The sequence below is a fragment of the Georgenia sp. G2120 genome (assembly GCF_055326485.1).
Map to the genome: position 1 here is coordinate 19,042 of NZ_JBUZNL010000002.1, position 15,407 is coordinate 34,448.

Genomic DNA, 15,407 nt, shown 5'->3' on the forward strand with positions numbered 1-15,407 from the left:
GACGAGGGGCCGACGACGACGCACCTCCCGCCTTCGTACCGTCGGGGCAGCGCCGGGACCAGGCCCGGCGCCGGAGCGACAAGGACCGCCATGACCGCCGAGACCACGCCCGACCGCACGGGTGCCGACGACACGGGTGCCGACCCGCGCACCGACTCCCCGGGCGACGCGCCGGTGCTCCGCGCCCGCGGCCTGCGCAAGGTGCACGGTCGCGGGGACGCCTCCGTCACCGCCCTCGCCGGCGTCGACCTCGACATCGCACCGGGGTCGTTCACCGCAATCATGGGGCCGTCCGGGTCGGGCAAGTCGACCCTGCTCCACCTGCTCGCCGGCCTGGACTCCGCCACCTCAGGCACCGTCCACCTCGGCGCCACCGAGCTCACGGCGCTGAAGGACGCCGAGCTCACGCTGCTGCGCCGCGAGCGCATGGGCTTCGTCTTCCAGTCCTTCAACCTGCTGCCGATGTACACGGCGCGGCAGAACATCCTCCTGCCGCTCGAGCTCGCCGGACGCGACGCGGACGAGGAGTGGCTGACGCAGCTGGTCGACGTCCTCGGGCTCGGCGACCGCCTCACGCACCGGCCGGCCGAGCTGTCCGGCGGGCAGCAGCAGCGCGTCGCGATCGCCCGCGCGCTCGTCACCCGGCCCGACGTCGTCCTCGCCGACGAGCCCACCGGCAACCTCGACCTGCGCACGGGTTCCGAGGTGCTCGCGCTCCTGCGGACCTCGGTACGCGAGCTCGGGCGCACGGTCGTCATGGTCACCCACGACCCCGGCGCCGCCGCGCACGCCGACCGCGTGGTCCTCATCGCCGACGGCCTCGTGCGCGGCGACATCGACCACCCGACGCCGTCCTCCGTCCTTGCCGGCCTCGACGCCCTGCGACCCGAGAACGAGGTGGCGTGATGCTGCGGCTCGCCGCGGGGCAGGCACGGAACTCGGTCGGCCGCCTCGCCGCCGCCGGGCTCGCGATCGTGCTCGCGTCGGCGTTCCTCACGCTCGCGCTGCTCACCGGGCGCGCGGTCGACGACGGCGCCCGCGGGGTCCTGCGGGCGGCGCTCGGTCAGGCCGACATCGTCCTCACCGGTGTCGAGGTGGGGTTCGAGGACCTCGAGGCCCTGCGGGAGGTCGACGGGGTCGCGCAGGCCACGCCGACGTTCACGACCTGGGTCGGCGTGGGCGCGGGCGACTCCGCCACCTGGCTGGCGCTCGCCGCCGCGCCGGAGCCCGGGGCCGAGCCGCCCGTCGACCTCGTGACCGGGACGTGGCCGACCGCCGAGGACGAGGTCGTGCTCAGCGAGGAGGCAAGCCTCTGGGCCGCCGCCGGCATCGGGGACACGCTCGAGGTCGGCGCGCAGACGGTCGACGCAGACGGCAACCCGGTCGAGGTCGCCGGGTCCGAGGTCGAGGTCGTCGGGATCGCCGAGGACCTTAGCCCGGTCCTCGGCATCCCGACGACGACGATCTACGTGCCCGAGACGGCCGCGTTCGAGCTCGCGCACGCGAGCGACGGCACGGGGGCGTGGGCGGTCGGCCTGTCGACGCAGCCCGGGGCGGACGAGGACGTCGTCGCGTCCCGGGTCCTCGACGTCACCCGGAGCACGGGGGCCGGCGGAGACCACGCCGTGACGGTCACGGCCGACGAGTACGTCGACGCCCGCCTGCAGGAGGTCTTCGGTTTCCGGGACGTCATCGGCATGGCGACGCTCCTGTTCGCCGGCCTCGCCCTCGTCGTCGCGGGACTCGTCATCGCCAACACCTTCCAGGTGCTCGTGGCCCAGCGGGCCCGGACCCTGGCGATGCTGCGGGCGGTCGGGGCGACCCGGCGGCAGGTGTGGTCCTCCGTGCTCGCCGAGGCGGCCGGGCTCGGCCTGGTCGCGAGCATCGTCGGCGCCGCCCTCGGGTTCGGCGTCATGGCACTCGCGCTGCGGCTGTGGAGCGACTCCGGGCGAGACCTCGGCATCCCGCTCGCCGGGACGGTCGGGCCGAGCCCGACGACGATCGCGCTCCCGGTCCTCGTCGGCACGGTCGTCACCGTCCTCGCGGCGCTGCCCCCGGCAAGGCGGGCGAGCGCCGTCGCGCCCGTCGAGGCGATGCGGCCCGCGCAGGCGCCGACACTCCTGCGCGGCTCGCCGGCGCGTCGGACCTGGGGGATCGCCCTCGCCGCCGCGGGCGTGGCCGCGATGACCGGGGCGCTCGTCGTCGCCGCGCAGCTCGGGGCGGGGATCCCGGCCGACTCGACGATCCTGCTGATGATCGGCCTGCTCGTGCTCGGCGTCGCGCTGCTCGGCCTCGGCCTGCTCGTCGGGCTCGTGTTCGTGGTCCCGCTCGTCGCGCGGGTGCTCGGCGCGGTGCTGGCCGTGCTCTCCCCCGGGCCGGCGCGCGCCACCGTCCGCCTCGCCACCGCGAACGCGACCCGCAACCCGCGCCGGACGTCCGCGACGACGATGGCGCTGGTCATCGGGATCGGCCTGGTCACCGGGGTGACGACGGGGACCGAGTCCATCCGGGCGTCGTTGGAGCAGGAGCTGTCCTCCCGGTTCCCCGTCGACGTCGCCGTCCACAACCCCACCTACGGGCCCGACGGGCCGGTCGCGCTCGAGGAGGACGCGCTCGCGGCGGTCGAGTCCGTTCCCGGGCTGGCCGCGACGATGCGGGTGTCGTCCGCCGACCTCGTGATCGAGGTCGCCCCGGGCACCACCGCCGGCGACGCGGGAGCGGTCGACATCGGCTCGATCGTCTACGGCGTGCCGCCGGAGGCGGAGGACGTCCTGCGGGACGGGTTGCCCGAGGGCCTGACGGACGACACCGTCGTGCTGCCGGCGTCCCGAGCGCGCGAGCTCGGCGTCGCGGGCGGCGACACGGTGCTCGTCGGCCTGCCGGACCCGCAGACGTGGGAGCTCGACGAGTCCACGCAGCGGGAGATGACGGTCGTCGTCACGCAGCACGGGGACTCGCCGCTGCTGACGGAGGACGCCGTCCGCTCCCTCGTCCCCGACGCAGTTCCCTCGGCGGTGTGGGCGCGCATCGACGACGCGGCGGACGTCGAGGACGTGGTCACCGACGTCCGCGAGGCCGGACGGGCGGCGGCGACGGCCGGGGCGTCGGTCGCGGTCGAGGGGTCCGGCGAGGAGCGGCTCGTGTACGACGAGGCGATCGACCGGGTGCTCGTCGTCGTCGTGGGCCTGCTTGCCGTGTCGGTCGTCATCGCGCTCGTCGGCGTCGCGAACACGCTCTCGCTGTCGGTCGTCGAGCGGCGCCGGGAGATCGCGACGCTGCGGGCTGTGGGGATGACCAGGCGTCAGGTCCGGGGGGCGCTCGCCACCGAGGGGGTGCTGCTCACCGTGGTCGGGACGGGGGTGGGCGCGGCGTTCGGGCTCGCGGTCGGGTGGGTCGGCATCACGTGCCTGCTCGCCGCCACCGAGCTCGCCACGCTCGCCGTCCCGTGGGCCGGGCTCGGGCTCACGCTCGTCGTCGCCCTGGTCGCGGACGTGGTTGCGTCCGTGCTGCCGGCGCGCAGTGCGCTGGGGGTCTCGCCGGTGTCGGCGCTCGGGGCGGAGTAGGGCTCCTGGCGGACGGCGCGTGGAGCCGGGCGGCGCTCGGGGCCGAGGAGGTCCGCGGTCACCCGCCCCTGTGACCTGCGGCCTCGCGCGCGGCCGTCCACAGGGGCGCGGCGCGCGGTCGGCGGTGCGCGGGATCGTCGGTGGCATGCCCGAGCCGCCCCCTGCCTCCGCGACGGACCCGGAGGACCTGTCCGCCGTGCTCGCGGCCGACCGCCTCGCGGTGGTCGACTCCGGGCCGGGGGTCGGGCGGATCGTCGCCGTCGGCCCCTCCCCCGTCCGGGTCGGTCGCGGTCCGGACCGGGTCGACCTCGGGGACGCCCGGCTCTCGCGGGACCACCTCGAGCTGCGGGCGCGGTCCGGCCGGGTCGAGGCGCGCGACCCGGGGTCCCGGCACGGCACCTGGCGGGCAGGTCGAGGGATCGGTGAGCGGCGAGGTGGGCGCGCGGTCGGTGCGCGCTGGGAGGTGGTCCCCGTCGGGTCCGTGCTCCTCGCGGGTGCCGGCGCGGTGCGGGTGACCGGTGGCGCGGGGCGGCTCGTCGCGCCGCGGCCGGTCGTCCTCCCGCCCGGTGGCCGCCGGGGCCTGCGAGCGCTCGCCCGGCTCGCGCCGATGCTGCTGGCGCCGCTCGTCATGGTGCCCCTGCTCATGGGCTCCTCGGCCGGGCCGTGGCGGTTCGCGATCCTCGCCGTCCCGCTGATCGCGGTGGGGATCTGGCTGCTGTCGGAGCGCGAGCCGGGCGCCCGCGTACCGCCCCGGCCGGGCGCCGCCGAGGTCCTGCTCCTCGCGGGCGCCGGGGTGCGGCCCACGGACGGGCCCGGGGACGTCCTCGTCCTGCGGATCGCGTCGGGCGCCGCGCGGGTGCGTCGTCGTCGGGGTGAGCTGCGCGTGAGCCCGGGGGACGCCGTCGGTCTCACGGGGCCGGGCGCCGCCCGCCTCGCGCGCTGGCTGCTCGCCCAGGTGCTCACCCACGAGCCGACCGCGACGGCGGACGTGCCCGCCGGATGGGTGGTGCCGTCGTCGCGCCGGCCGGTCGGTGACGCCGGGGCCGGGTCCCTTGCGGGTTCGCGGGGGGCGCCGTGGCACGTGTCGGTGGTGGTGGCCGGACCCGGTGACCGGGCTCCCGACCCGCCCCGCGAGCGCCGCCACCTCGTCCTCGTGGTCGCGGACGGCCGGCCCCCGGCGTGGTGCACCGCGACCATCGGGGCGGACGAGCACGCGGGCGTCTCGCCGACCTGGTCGCGGCGGCACGCCCGGGCGCTCGAGACGTCCGGGGCGGCCGGGGACGCGCTGCCCACGAGCGTTCTCCTGACCGACCTGATCGGACCGGTCACGCCGGCCGCGGTGCGCCGCCGCTGGTCGGCGTCGTCGGGCCTGCGGGCGCCCGTCGGCACGGGGGCGCAGGGGCCCGTGGCCATCGACCTCGTCGCCGACGGGCCGCACGCCCTCGTGGCCGGGGCGACGGGGGCGGGCAAGTCCGAGGCCCTCACCGCCTGGCTCGTGGCGCTCGCGGCCACCCGGTCACCGGCGGACCTCGCGATGATCCTCGTCGACTACAAGGGCGGGTCCGCGTTCACACCGCTCGCCCCGCTGCCGCACGTGGCCGCGGTCCTCACCGACCTCGAGCCCGCCGCCACGCTCCGGGCACTCGCCTCGCTCGGCGCCGAGCTGCGCCGCCGGGAGGTCGTCCTCGCCGAGGCCGGGGCGAAGGACGTCGCCGACCTGCATGCGCGCGGGGGCGCGATGCCGCGGCTGCTCGTCGTCGTCGACGAGTTCCGGGCACTGGCCGACGATCATCCGGCCCTGCTCGCCGACCTCGTCCGGCTCGCCGCCCAGGGGCGCTCCCTCGGGCTGCACCTCGTGCTCGCCACGCAGCGCCCGTCGGGGATCGTCGGGCCGGACGTGCGGGCGAACATCACGGTGCGGCTCTGCCTGCGGGTGCTCGAGGCCGCGGACTCGCGCGACGTCGTCGGGACCGCGCGGGCCGCCGAGCTTCCCGCCGTGCCGGGTCGGGCCGTGCTGCGCACCGGGTCGACCGAGGAGGTCCAGGTGGCGTGGCTGGGGCCGGCGAGATCGGGGCTCCCGGCCGATGCCGTGGCGGCGATCCGGGCGGCCGCCGACGGCGCGGCGCCACCCGCCGTGCCCTGGGCACCTGCGCTTCCGGAGCGGATCGGGCCGGGCGGGATCAACCCCGCGACCGGGACGCCGGTCTCGTCGACCACCGCGGCGCTCGTCGACGAGCCGGAGCGCCTCACGCTCGAGCCGTGGGAGTGGGACGGGTCGGCGCTGCTCGTGCTCGGCGGACCGGGCACCGGGCGGACGACCGCGCTGCGCGCGCTGGGCGCCGCGGCGGGGGCGGCCGGTCGGCGTGTGCACGTGGTGGGTGGGCCGGGCGCGGTCGGGTCCGGTCGTGCGACGGCGACGATCGCCCCGACCGGCGACCCGCGCCTCGTGCTCCGGCTGCTCGAGCTGCTCGGGTCGGCGGACTCGGCGCCCGGCCAGGTGCTGCTCGTCGACGACGTCGAGCTTCTCCTCGACCGCCTCGACACCGCGCTCGGGCCCGGCCAGTCGCTCGCCGCCCTGCCCGTCGCCCTGCGGTCGGTGCTCGCGCGCGGGCACCATCTCGCGCTCGCGGGGGCGCCGGCGAGCGCCTCGGCCCGGTGGGCGGAGGTCGGGAGGGCGCGGCTCGTGCTCAGCCCGCGCGACGTCACGGAGGCCACGCTCGCCGGGGTCGACCGCGCGATGACGGTCGGGGCGGCGGTGCCCGGTCGGGCGGTGCTCGTGCGGCCGGCCGGTCAGCGGGTGGTCCAGGTCGTCGAGGCCGCTCCGGCGCTGCCCGGTGAGCCCGCGGGGGACGTCGGGGTCGTGACGGAAGGGGCTGGCGTTCCTCTCCTGCGCCCGCTCCCCCGGTCGGCGCCCGAGCTACCGCCCACCGCGGCCGAACGGGCCGGTACCGAGGTGTGCGTCGGTGTCGGGGGCGACGACGCCGGTCCGGTGAGCGTGCCGCTCCTGCCCGGCGGGACGCTCCTCGTGGTGGGACCGGCGGGATCGGGGCGGTCGACCGCGCTGGGGAATGTTGCCCGGCGCCTGACCGCTGCCGGTCAGCGGGTCGTCCGGGCGGGAACGGGCGACGGCGGCGCGGGCGCGGTCGGCTCAGCGACGGTCGGCGCGGGCGCGGTCGACGCAGTTGACGTCGGTGCAGCGGCGGTAGGCGCGGAGGATGTCGTCGTCGGGGTTGTCGTCGTGGTCGACGACCTCGACCGACTCACCAGCCCCGAGCTCGATGAAGTCGCCGCGCTCCCGTCGCGCGGCGCGCGGGTGGTCGCTGCCACCGCGACCTTGGCCGTGCTCTCCGCGCACCGCCCGCCGCTGTCGACGTGGCCGGTTGGCGTGCTCGTGGTGCTCCGCCCGGACCTGCCGCTGTCGGCGCGGCTCGTGCCCGGCGGTCTCGGCGACGGCGCCGACCCGCTCGCAGCAACCGTTCCGGGGCGGGCCGCACTGGTCCGTTCCGGCCGCGCGACGCCGGTCCAGCTCCTGCACGACGCCCTCGACCCGCACGGCCGATGACCCGCCCCCTGTGTCGAGGGTGCGGTTGGGCCCCACGTGCACGAACCACTCTCTCGGCTCTGCGCCTCACTCTCCACCGGCACGGGCGCCCCGGGCAGTTTCATCGAGATTGCGGTTGGGGCCCCAACCGCAATCTCGACATGCACGAACCGCAATCTCGACGCGCACCAACCGCAATCTCGACGAACGGCGGGTCAGCGCGCCGGGCGGTAGCGCATGAACGCCCGGGAGGCCGGCCACAGGATCGCCCCGACGCCGACGAGGCAGGTGAGCGCCGCGGCGATCGCACCGGCGAGCGGCAGGCCGATCGTCAGCACCGAGACACCCGCGAGGATCCACCACGTGATCAGCGCGCCGCGCACCGCGGCCCGCCCCTGCCCCACCGCCCGGGCGCCGAGCACGAGGAGGACCGCCACCGCGACGTAGAGGACCCCGAGCATGACCACGGTCGAGCGCACGACCACCTCACCCGAGACAAGGTCGCCCACGAGCCCACCGGCCACGACGAGGAGGGCCACCGCCTGGAGGAGGCACACGACCTGCACGATGCGGACGGAGGTCGGGACGGTCGGGGAGCTCGTCGGGGTCGGCACGGCGCCACCCTAGGACGTCGAGCGTCGGCTACCACGACGTGTCCGGCGGGTGTACGTACGGGGAGGAGACGCCCGTCATGCTGTGAGCAAACCCACGCTGCTCACCTGAGCAAGGCGCGAGACGGAGCCTTGTGGGGCGATGGTGCGCGTGGGATTGTTGGTGCTCGCAGCGACTACATACATCGCACGGCGAACACCCCCGACAACCGGTTCGGGCAGCCGTGCGTGCTTGGAGGAACAAGTGGACTGGCGTCACCGAGCCGCATGTCTGACCGAGGACCCGGAGCTCTTCTTCCCGATCGGGAACACGGGCCCGGCCGTCGTCCAGATCGAGGCGGCGAAGGCGGTCTGTGCCTCCTGCTCGGTGGTCGACACCTGCCTCAAGTGGGCGATGGAGAACAACCAGGACTCCGGCGTCTGGGGCGGACTCTCCGAGGACGAGCGCCGCGCGCTCAAGCGCCGCACCGCCCGCGCCCGCCGCGCCGGCTGACCTCCCCAGCGCCTCCGGCGCCTCCCGCGCCTACCGCAGCGGGCGACCCAGCCGGTCGGTCCGGCCCGATCCCAGCGACCTCGGCCGGCCGACCCGCACCTTCAGGTGGACCTCGGTCCCGCCGTCGGTCCCGCCGCGCCACTCGATGGTGCCGCCGAGCTCCCCGGCCACGAGGGTCTTGACGATCTGCGTGCCCAGGCCGGTGAGCACCTTGCCCTCGGCGAGCCCCACGCCGTCGTCGGTCACATAGATCTCGAGGCTCTCCTCGTGGTGCTCGACCCGGACCACCACCGTCCCCGGACGGCCGGACAGGCCGTGCTCGACCGCGTTCGTGATGAGCTCGGTGAGCACGACGGCGAGACCCGTGGCCACGTCCGCGGGCACGAGCCCGAACCGTCCGTCCATCCGTGTGGTGACGTGCGCGTCGGGCACGGCGACGTCCGCGGCGAGCGCGAACACGCGGCCGAACACGTCGTCGAAGTCGACCACCTCGTCGAGCCCCTGGGCGAGCGTGTCGTGGACGAGGGCGATCGTCGTCACCCGGCGCTCGGCCTGCCCGAGCGCCTCCCTGGTCTCCTCGTTCCCGCTGCGCCGGGCCTGGAGCCGCAGGAGCGCGGACACGGTCTGCAGGTTGTTCTTCACCCGGTGATGGATCTCCCGGATGGTCGCGTCCTTGGTCAGCAGCTGCTGCTCGCGGCGGCGCATCTCGGACACGTCCCGGCACAGCAGCACCGCCCCCCGCCGCTCGCCGTTGTCGGTGAGCGGGATCGCGCGCAGGGAGAGGATGACCCGCCCGGCCTCGACCTCGGTCCGCCAGGCGGCCCGGCCCATGACGACGACGGCGAGCGTCTCCTCGATCGCCCCGGCCTCCTCGAGCAGGTCCGTGAGGACCTCCGCGAGAACCTGGCCGTTGAGGTCGCCGATGAGACCGAGCCGGTGGACGTTGCTCAGCGCGTTCGGACTGGCGAACGTCACGCGCCCCTCGAGGTCGAGCCGGATGACGCCGTCGCCGACCCGCGGGGTCCCGTGCCGGTCGCCCGACGGCGTCCCGGGCTGGGGGAACTCCCCCCTCGAGACCATGGCGGCCAGCGCGTCGCCCATCTCCATGTAGGCGACCTCGATGCGGGAGCGCATCATCGCGGGCGAGACGACCTGCTCGCGGCCGAGGACGGCCACGTAGCGGCCGTCGTGGTGCACCGGCTGCAGGACGGTGCGCACCTGCCGGCCGTCGTCGCGCACGAACTCCCGCGTGTGGGTCCCGCCGTCGGTCATCGCGTGCCGGACGAGCTCGGCGAGCTGGCGGTCCGGACGGGACCGGACCGCGTCGTCGTAGTGGACGGTCGCGCCGGTCTGCGGGCGGCAGTGGGCGGCGACGACGAACCCGCCCTCGCCGTCGGGCACCCAGAGGAGGAGGTCGGCGAACGCGAGGTCGGCGATGACCTGCCAGTCCCCCACGAGCTGGTGGAGCCACTCCACGTCCCCAGGGGAGCCCGGGTGCGAGTCGGTGAGGATGTTGGACAGCGTCGGCACGAGCCCCAGCGTACGGCGGTCCGGACATCTCGCGGACCAGCTGCCCGCACCCCGCCGCGCGGCTCGCCGGGGTCCGGACTCGGATCCGTGCCGCGGCCCGGCTGCGCCTACCCTGGAACCAGACCCTGGAAGAGATGGAGCACGCATGCGCTTCGACCACACCGTCGAGTTCCCCGCCTCCCCCGAGGAGGTCGCCCGGATGCTGGCGGACAAGGACTTCACCGACCGTCGGGTGCGGGCCGCCGGCGCGACCCGCCACACGGCGTCGATCACCTCGGGCGACGACGGCTCGTTCACGCTCGACGTCGAGGCCACGATCCCGACGACGATCATCCCCGCGACCTACCGCGGGCTGGTCGGTGACAGCTTCGTGGTCCGCATCGAGGAGCAGTGGTCGGCCCCGGGCGCGGACGGCGGCCGCACGGCGGAGTTCGGGCTCAACGTCTCGGGCGTCCCGGCCCGCGTCAACGGCACCCAGGCGCTCCGGCCGATCGCCGGCGGCTCGACGGCGCTGGACTACCGCGGGGACGTCACCTGCTCGATCCCGCTGCTCGGCCGCAAGATCGAGTCGGCCGTCGTCGGCGCCGTCGACACGGTCCTCGAGGCCGAGCGCCGTGTGGGGATCGCCTACCTCGCGGAGCAGGTGGACGAGCAGGACTGACGCCCTCCTCCGACGACGACGAACCCCCCGGCACCACCGTCGTCGTTCGCCGTCGGACGTGTCCCCGGCGTCCGCCCGGCGCGTCGCCGACGTGGGCCGCCCGGGCCCCGGCCGGGGAGGGCGTCAGCCGCCCGCGGGCAGGTGGCCGAGCCGGTGGCGGGTCGTCGAGACCGCCTGCTCCCGCAGCATCGTCAGCAGCTCGCGGCGTCCGGTGGCCAGGACGGGCGCGGTCGACACGTCGTAACGCACGTCGGCCACCAGGTCCGCCAGCTCCTCGCGCTCCGAGCCGAGGACGCGCACGCGGCCCCGGCCGCCGGCCAGCCGCCCGACGAACGCGTCGGCCCCCTCGGCCGCGGCGACGTGCTCGGTGAGCCGGCGCAGCGCGCGCCTGGCGGGCTCGCCCTCGGTGGCCCAGGTCTTGAGGTGCGCCGACAGCTCGGGGTGCAGCGAGACCCGCACGAGCGTGCCCGTGACCTCCCCCGCGAGCAGGAGGCGGACGAGGTCGACCGTGCGCGCGTCGGCCCCCGCCCGCACGTGGAGGACCGGGAGCTGCCGGTAGCGCAGGACGTTCGACTCGGCCTCGAGGCCGGTGGGGTCCTGCTCGCGGCCGAGGTCGTGCTCCCACACGTAGGCGTCCGATCGGACGGCCGCCCGCAGCCAGCGGCGCTCCGACTGCACGGGAACGATGCCCGTGAGGTCGGCGAGCGCCGCGCGCACCTCGGGCGAGGGCTCGGCGGCCCGCGCGGGCAGACCGTCCTCGATCCACGACCCGAGCTGGGTGACGTAGTTCGGTCCGCCCGCCTTCGCACCGGGGCCGACCGAGGAGTCCTTCCAGCCGCCGAACGGCTGCCGGCGCACGATCGCGCCCGTGCAGTGGCGGTTGACGTAGAGGTTCCCGGCATCGACCTGGTCGCTCCAGCGCTCGATCTCCTCGGGGTCGAGGGAGTGCAGCCCGGAGGTGAGCCCGAAGTCGGTCCGGTTGACGACCTCGATGGCCTCGTCGAGGGTCTCGGTGCGCACGAGAGCGAGGACTGGGCCGAAGAACTCGGTGAGGTGCGCGCGGGAGCCCGGGGCCACGTTGTCGAGGACACCGGGCGACCACAGGCGCCCCTCGCCGTCGAGCCGGCGCGGGCGCACGAGCCAGCTCTGCCCCTCGTCGAGCTCGGTGAGCGCGTGCAGGAGCCGGCCGGATGCGGGCTCGGTCAGGGGGCCGGTCGTCACGCCGAGGTCGTCCGGCATCCCGACGCGCAGGGAGGACACGGCGTCGACGAGCTGACGGCGCAGGCGGTCGCTCGTGCCGGCCTGTCCGACGAGGACGGCGACGGAGGCGGCCGAGCACTTCTGCCCGGTGTGCCCGAACGCCGAGCGCACGAGGTCCGCGACGGCGAGGTCGTAGTCCGCCGACGCCGTGATCACCATCGCGTTCTTGCCTGACGTCTCGGCGATCACGCCGTGGCCGCCGGGCCGGCCGGCGCGCCAGCCGGCGAAGAGGCGGGCGGTCTCGGTCGACCCGGTGAGGACGACGCGGTCGACGTCCTCGTGGGTGATCAGCCGCTGCCCGACCTCGTTCTCGCGGGCGCGCAGGATCTGGACGACGTCGGGGTCCAGGCCGCCGCGCTCGAGCGCCGTGCGCAGGGTGTCGACGACGATCTCGGCGAGCACCGGCGTCTGCGGCGCGGGTTTGACGATGACGGCCGAGCCGGCGGCGAGCGCCGCGGCGGTGCCGCCCGTGGGGATCGCGACGGGGAAGTTCCACGGCGGGGTGACGACGACGAGCCGGTCGGGCTCGAAGCGCGCGCCGTCGGTGTCGAGGTGGTCGGCGAACAAGCCGAGGTCCTCCGCGCGGTCGGCGTAGTAGCGGAGGAAGTCGACCGCCTCGGAGACCTCCGGGTCGGACTCGTCGACGAGCTTCCCGGCCTCGGCGGCGGCCTGCCCGACGAGCTCGCCGCGGCGGTCCTCGAGGTCGTCCGCGGCCGCTCGCAGGAGGCCCGCCCGTTCGCCCGGCTCGAGCGCCGCCCAGGTGGCGCGGGCCTCGAGGGCCCGGGCGACGGCGTCGTCGACGGCCCTGACGCTCGTCGGGACCGGTGAGGACGGCTCGCGCCGGGGTGCGGCGAGGTGCTCGGCGGCCCAGACGCGGGATGCCGCGAGCGCCGGGTCGGTGTCGACGGCCTGGACGAACCGGGTGTCAGAGCGGACCGGCACCCCGGTGCGGCGCGGCGCGGGGGCCGGAGACGCGGAGGCGTCGGCCGCGGCGAGGTAGTCGCGCTCCTGGGCCTCGAGCGCGCCCGAGTCCCCGGAGGCGAAGGCGTGGACGAAGTTCTCCGGCGCGGCCGCCTCCTCGAGGCGGCGCACGAGGTAGCCGATCGCGGAGTCCATGTCCTGCGGGGCGACCACCGGCGTGTACAGGACGATGCGGCCGGCGTCCGCGGCGACGGCCCGCGCCTGGGCGGGCGCCATGCCCTGGAGCATCTCGACGTCCGCCATGTCCGCGACCCGGCGCCCGGCGGCGAGCAGGTGGGCGTGGGCCACGTGGAAGAGGTTGTGCGAGGCCACGCCGATGCGTACGGCACCGACGTTCTCGGGGCGCAGGGCGCGATCGAGCAGGCGCAGGTAGGCGGCGTCGGTCTCGGCCTTCGTCGTGAACGGCGCCTGGTGCCACCCGCGCAGCTCGGCCTCGACGCGCTCCATCGACAGGTTGGCGCCCTTGACGAGCCGGATCCCGATCGGGGCTCCCCCGGCGTCCCGGCGGCCGCGGGCGAACGCGACGAGGCGGTCGAGCGCGGCGGCGGAGTCGGGGAGGTAGGCCTGGAGGACGATGCCGGCCGAGAGGCCGGTGAACTCCTCCTCGGCGAGGATCGACGTGAAGGCCTCGACGGTGAGGTCGAGGTCCCGGTACTCCTCCATGTCGAGGTTGACGAACACGTGCTGCTCGCGGGCGAGAGCGGCGCGGTAGATCGGCCGCAGCCGCTCGCCGACCCGCTCGACGGTGCCCTCGGTGTCCCAGGTCGAGATCTGCGGGACCAGCGTGGAGACCTTGACGGAGACGTGCTCGACGTCGGGCCGCGAGACGAGGTCGAGGGTGCGGCGCGCGCGGTCCGCGGCCTCGGTCTCCCCCAGCACCGCCTCGCCGAGGAGGTTGAGGTTGAGCCGCTCCCCGTCCCGGGCGGCGCGCTGCAGCCGGTCGGTGAGGGCGGCGTCGGTGGCGTCGACCACGAGGTGGCCGACGAGCTGACGGAGGCGACGCCGGGCGAGCGGCACGACCACCGAGGGGGCGAGCCGGCCCACCCGGGCACCCGCGCCGAGCATCGCCCGGTCGAGGCCCGAGAGGAACGTGGCCCCGGACGCGGAGCCGATGCGGGACAGCTCGCGCGCCGCGACGGCCAGGTCCTCGGGCCGGGCGACCCGGTCGACGAACCGCACCGCGAGGTCGAGGCCCGCCGGGTCGGCGAGCAGGTCGGCGAGGCGCCGGGTCGCGGCGCGTTCCTCCGGGCGTTCCCCCGCGGCGCTCGCCTCGGCCCAGCTGCGGGCGAGGTCGATCGCGTCGTCGGCCGGGGGTCCCTCCGTCATTGACCGAGCATCCACCGGTGCGGGAAGGCGAGCTCGGCGGCCGCGGCGGGTCCCCACGAGCCGGGCGCGTACGGCTGCGGCTCGGGACGCTCGCCGTTCTGCAGCGGGGCGAACGCCTCGAACGCGGCGCGCAGCCCGTCCGCGGTCGTGAACAGGGACCGGTCGCCGAGCAGCACGTCGTGGATGAGCGACGCGTACGGGCTCAGGGCCTCGCTGCGGGGGACGTCGTTGAGGTCGAGCTGGGCGCGGCCCGAGGAGAAGGTGAGCTCGGGGCCGGGGGTCTTGACCGTGATGTTGAGCGAGACCGCACCGGCGCCGGCGAAGTTGACCTCGATCGTGTTGGGCTCGAGGCCCTCGTCGAACAGCGGGCCGTCCGGGCGGCGCAGCACGAGAGTCATCCGCTGGGCCTTGACCGCCATCCGCTTGCCCGTGCGCAGGAGGAACGGGACCCCGCGCCAGCGGTCGGTGTCGACCCACACGCGGGCGGCGACGAACGTGTCCTGCGTCGAGTCGTCCGGCACGCCCTCGAGGTCCCGGTACCCCTCGAACTGGCCGAGCACGACCTCCTCGGGGTCGAGGCGGAGCGCCCGCAGCGCCCGCTCGCGCTCGACGAGGATCTGCTCGGGGTTGCGGATGTCGAACGGCGGCTCCATCGCCACCTGGCCGACGACCTGGAAGAGGTGCGTGACGAGCATGTCGAGCGCGGCGCCGGTCTGCTCGTAGAAGTCGACGCGGTCGGCCACGTCGAGGTCCTCGGGGACGTCGATCTGCACCTGCTTGACCGAGTGCCGGTCCCACTCGGAGCCGAAGAGCTGGTTGGCGAACCGGAGCACGTAGATCGTCTGCACGCCCTCCTTGCCGAGGAAGTGGTCGATGCGGAAGATCTGCTCCTCGCGCAGGACCTTCTTCACGTCCCGGTCCAGCTGCTCGAAGGACTTGAGGTCGGTGCCGTAGGGCTTCTCGAACACCACGCGGGTGGACTCGGTGATGAGCTCGTGCTCGGCGAGGCCCCGGGTCACGGAGCGGAAGCCGCTCGGCGGGACGGCGAGGAAGTGCACGACGAGGGGCTCCTCGTTGGCGGCCGCCCACATGTCCCGGTAGATGCCGTCGATGACCTCGGGCAGCTCGGACTCGTCGCCCGGGCCGAAACGTCCGGTGGCGTAGTACAGGTGCGTGAGGATCTCGTCGACGTCCTCCGGCAGTCCGCCCGGGCTCTCCGCCAGGCTCTCGCGGACGCGCTCGCGGAACTGCTCGTCCGTCAGCGGCTCGCGGGCCGAGGCGATGACCGCCCACTGCTCCGGCATGAGCCCACGGACGCGGATCTCCGCGATCGCGGGGAGCACCATCCGATGGGCGAGGTCACCGGACGCCCCGAGAAGGGTGATGATGACGGCCTTGGGGGCGACGAGCTCGGGGGCTTCTGCGCGGCGGGCGTTCACGC

The 15,407-nt window shown here is 75.6% G+C and carries 9 protein-coding genes; 5 read left to right on the forward strand and 4 right to left on the reverse strand.

What is annotated here, in order from left to right:
• Window positions 1–90: 90 nt before the first annotated feature.
• The 3 genes from ACZLMO_RS02325 (at window position 91) to ACZLMO_RS02335 (ending at window position 7,125) form a co-directional block, all read left to right on the forward strand.
• Window positions 91–906: an ABC transporter ATP-binding protein gene (locus ACZLMO_RS02325; RefSeq protein ID WP_463652753.1), complete on the forward strand. Its 816-nt coding sequence runs from the start codon at window positions 91–93 to the stop codon at window positions 904–906.
• Entirely contained in the window at window positions 906–3,563 is a 2,658-nt protein-coding gene (locus ACZLMO_RS02330) for an FtsX-like permease family protein (RefSeq protein ID WP_463652898.1), read from the forward strand. Before ACZLMO_RS02325 ends, ACZLMO_RS02330 begins: the two co-directional genes overlap by 1 nt.
• Window positions 3,564–3,708: 145 nt before the next feature.
• The gene (locus tag ACZLMO_RS02335) at window positions 3,709–7,125 is read left to right on the forward strand and encodes an FtsK/SpoIIIE domain-containing protein (RefSeq protein WP_463652754.1); all 3,417 of its coding nucleotides are present in this window, start codon (window positions 3,709–3,711) and stop codon (window positions 7,123–7,125) included.
• Between the two features lie 194 nt (window positions 7,126–7,319).
• Here ACZLMO_RS02335 and ACZLMO_RS02340 read toward each other — a convergent pair whose 3' ends face one another.
• Entirely contained in the window at window positions 7,320–7,718 is a 399-nt protein-coding gene (locus ACZLMO_RS02340) for a hypothetical protein (RefSeq protein ID WP_463652755.1), read from the reverse strand.
• Between the two features lie 241 nt (window positions 7,719–7,959).
• Between ACZLMO_RS02340 and ACZLMO_RS02345 the strand changes: the two genes are divergently transcribed.
• Window positions 7,960–8,208: a WhiB family transcriptional regulator gene (locus ACZLMO_RS02345; protein ID WP_425714484.1), complete on the forward strand. Its 249-nt coding sequence runs from the start codon at window positions 7,960–7,962 to the stop codon at window positions 8,206–8,208.
• Window positions 8,209–8,238: 30 nt separating this feature from the next.
• Here ACZLMO_RS02345 and ACZLMO_RS02350 read toward each other — a convergent pair whose 3' ends face one another.
• A complete protein-coding gene (locus tag ACZLMO_RS02350) occupies window positions 8,239–9,738 on the reverse strand; it encodes a sensor histidine kinase (protein ID WP_463652756.1) in 1,500 nt (499 codons plus the stop codon).
• Between the two features lie 145 nt (window positions 9,739–9,883).
• On the opposite strand from ACZLMO_RS02350, the gene ACZLMO_RS02355 reads away from it, so the two are divergent.
• Window positions 9,884–10,399 (forward strand): DUF2505 domain-containing protein, encoded by a 516-nt coding sequence (locus tag ACZLMO_RS02355; protein ID WP_463652757.1) that lies wholly within the window; start codon window positions 9,884–9,886, stop codon window positions 10,397–10,399.
• Between the two features lie 123 nt (window positions 10,400–10,522).
• Here ACZLMO_RS02355 and ACZLMO_RS02360 read toward each other — a convergent pair whose 3' ends face one another.
• Complete coding sequence (locus ACZLMO_RS02360) at window positions 10,523–13,966, reverse strand: proline dehydrogenase family protein (protein ID WP_463652758.1); 3,444 nt, start codon at window positions 13,964–13,966, stop codon at window positions 10,523–10,525.
• Window positions 13,963–15,405 carry a glucose-6-phosphate dehydrogenase gene (locus ACZLMO_RS02365; protein ID WP_463652759.1) on the reverse strand — a complete coding sequence of 481 codons (1,443 nt, stop codon included), beginning with the start codon at window positions 15,403–15,405 and terminating at the stop codon, window positions 13,963–13,965. Before ACZLMO_RS02365 ends, ACZLMO_RS02360 begins: the two co-directional genes overlap by 4 nt.
• Between the last annotated feature and the right edge of the window lie 2 nt (window positions 15,406–15,407).

What these genes read in the sequence shown, in the direction of transcription:
- ACZLMO_RS02325 (WP_463652753.1), top strand. Translation starts at nt 91, where the DNA reads ATGACCGCCGAGACCACGCCCGACCGCACGGGTGCCGACGACACGGGT.
- ACZLMO_RS02330 (WP_463652898.1), top strand. Translation starts at nt 906, where the DNA reads ATGCTGCGGCTCGCCGCGGGGCAGGCACGGAACTCGGTCGGCCGCCTC.
- ACZLMO_RS02335 (WP_463652754.1), top strand. Translation starts at nt 3,709, where the DNA reads ATGCCCGAGCCGCCCCCTGCCTCCGCGACGGACCCGGAGGACCTGTCC.
- ACZLMO_RS02355 (WP_463652757.1), top strand. Translation starts at nt 9,884, where the DNA reads ATGCGCTTCGACCACACCGTCGAGTTCCCCGCCTCCCCCGAGGAGGTC.
- ACZLMO_RS02360 (WP_463652758.1), bottom strand. Translation starts at nt 13,966, where the DNA reads ATGACGGAGGGACCCCCGGCCGACGACGCGATCGACCTCGCCCGCAGC.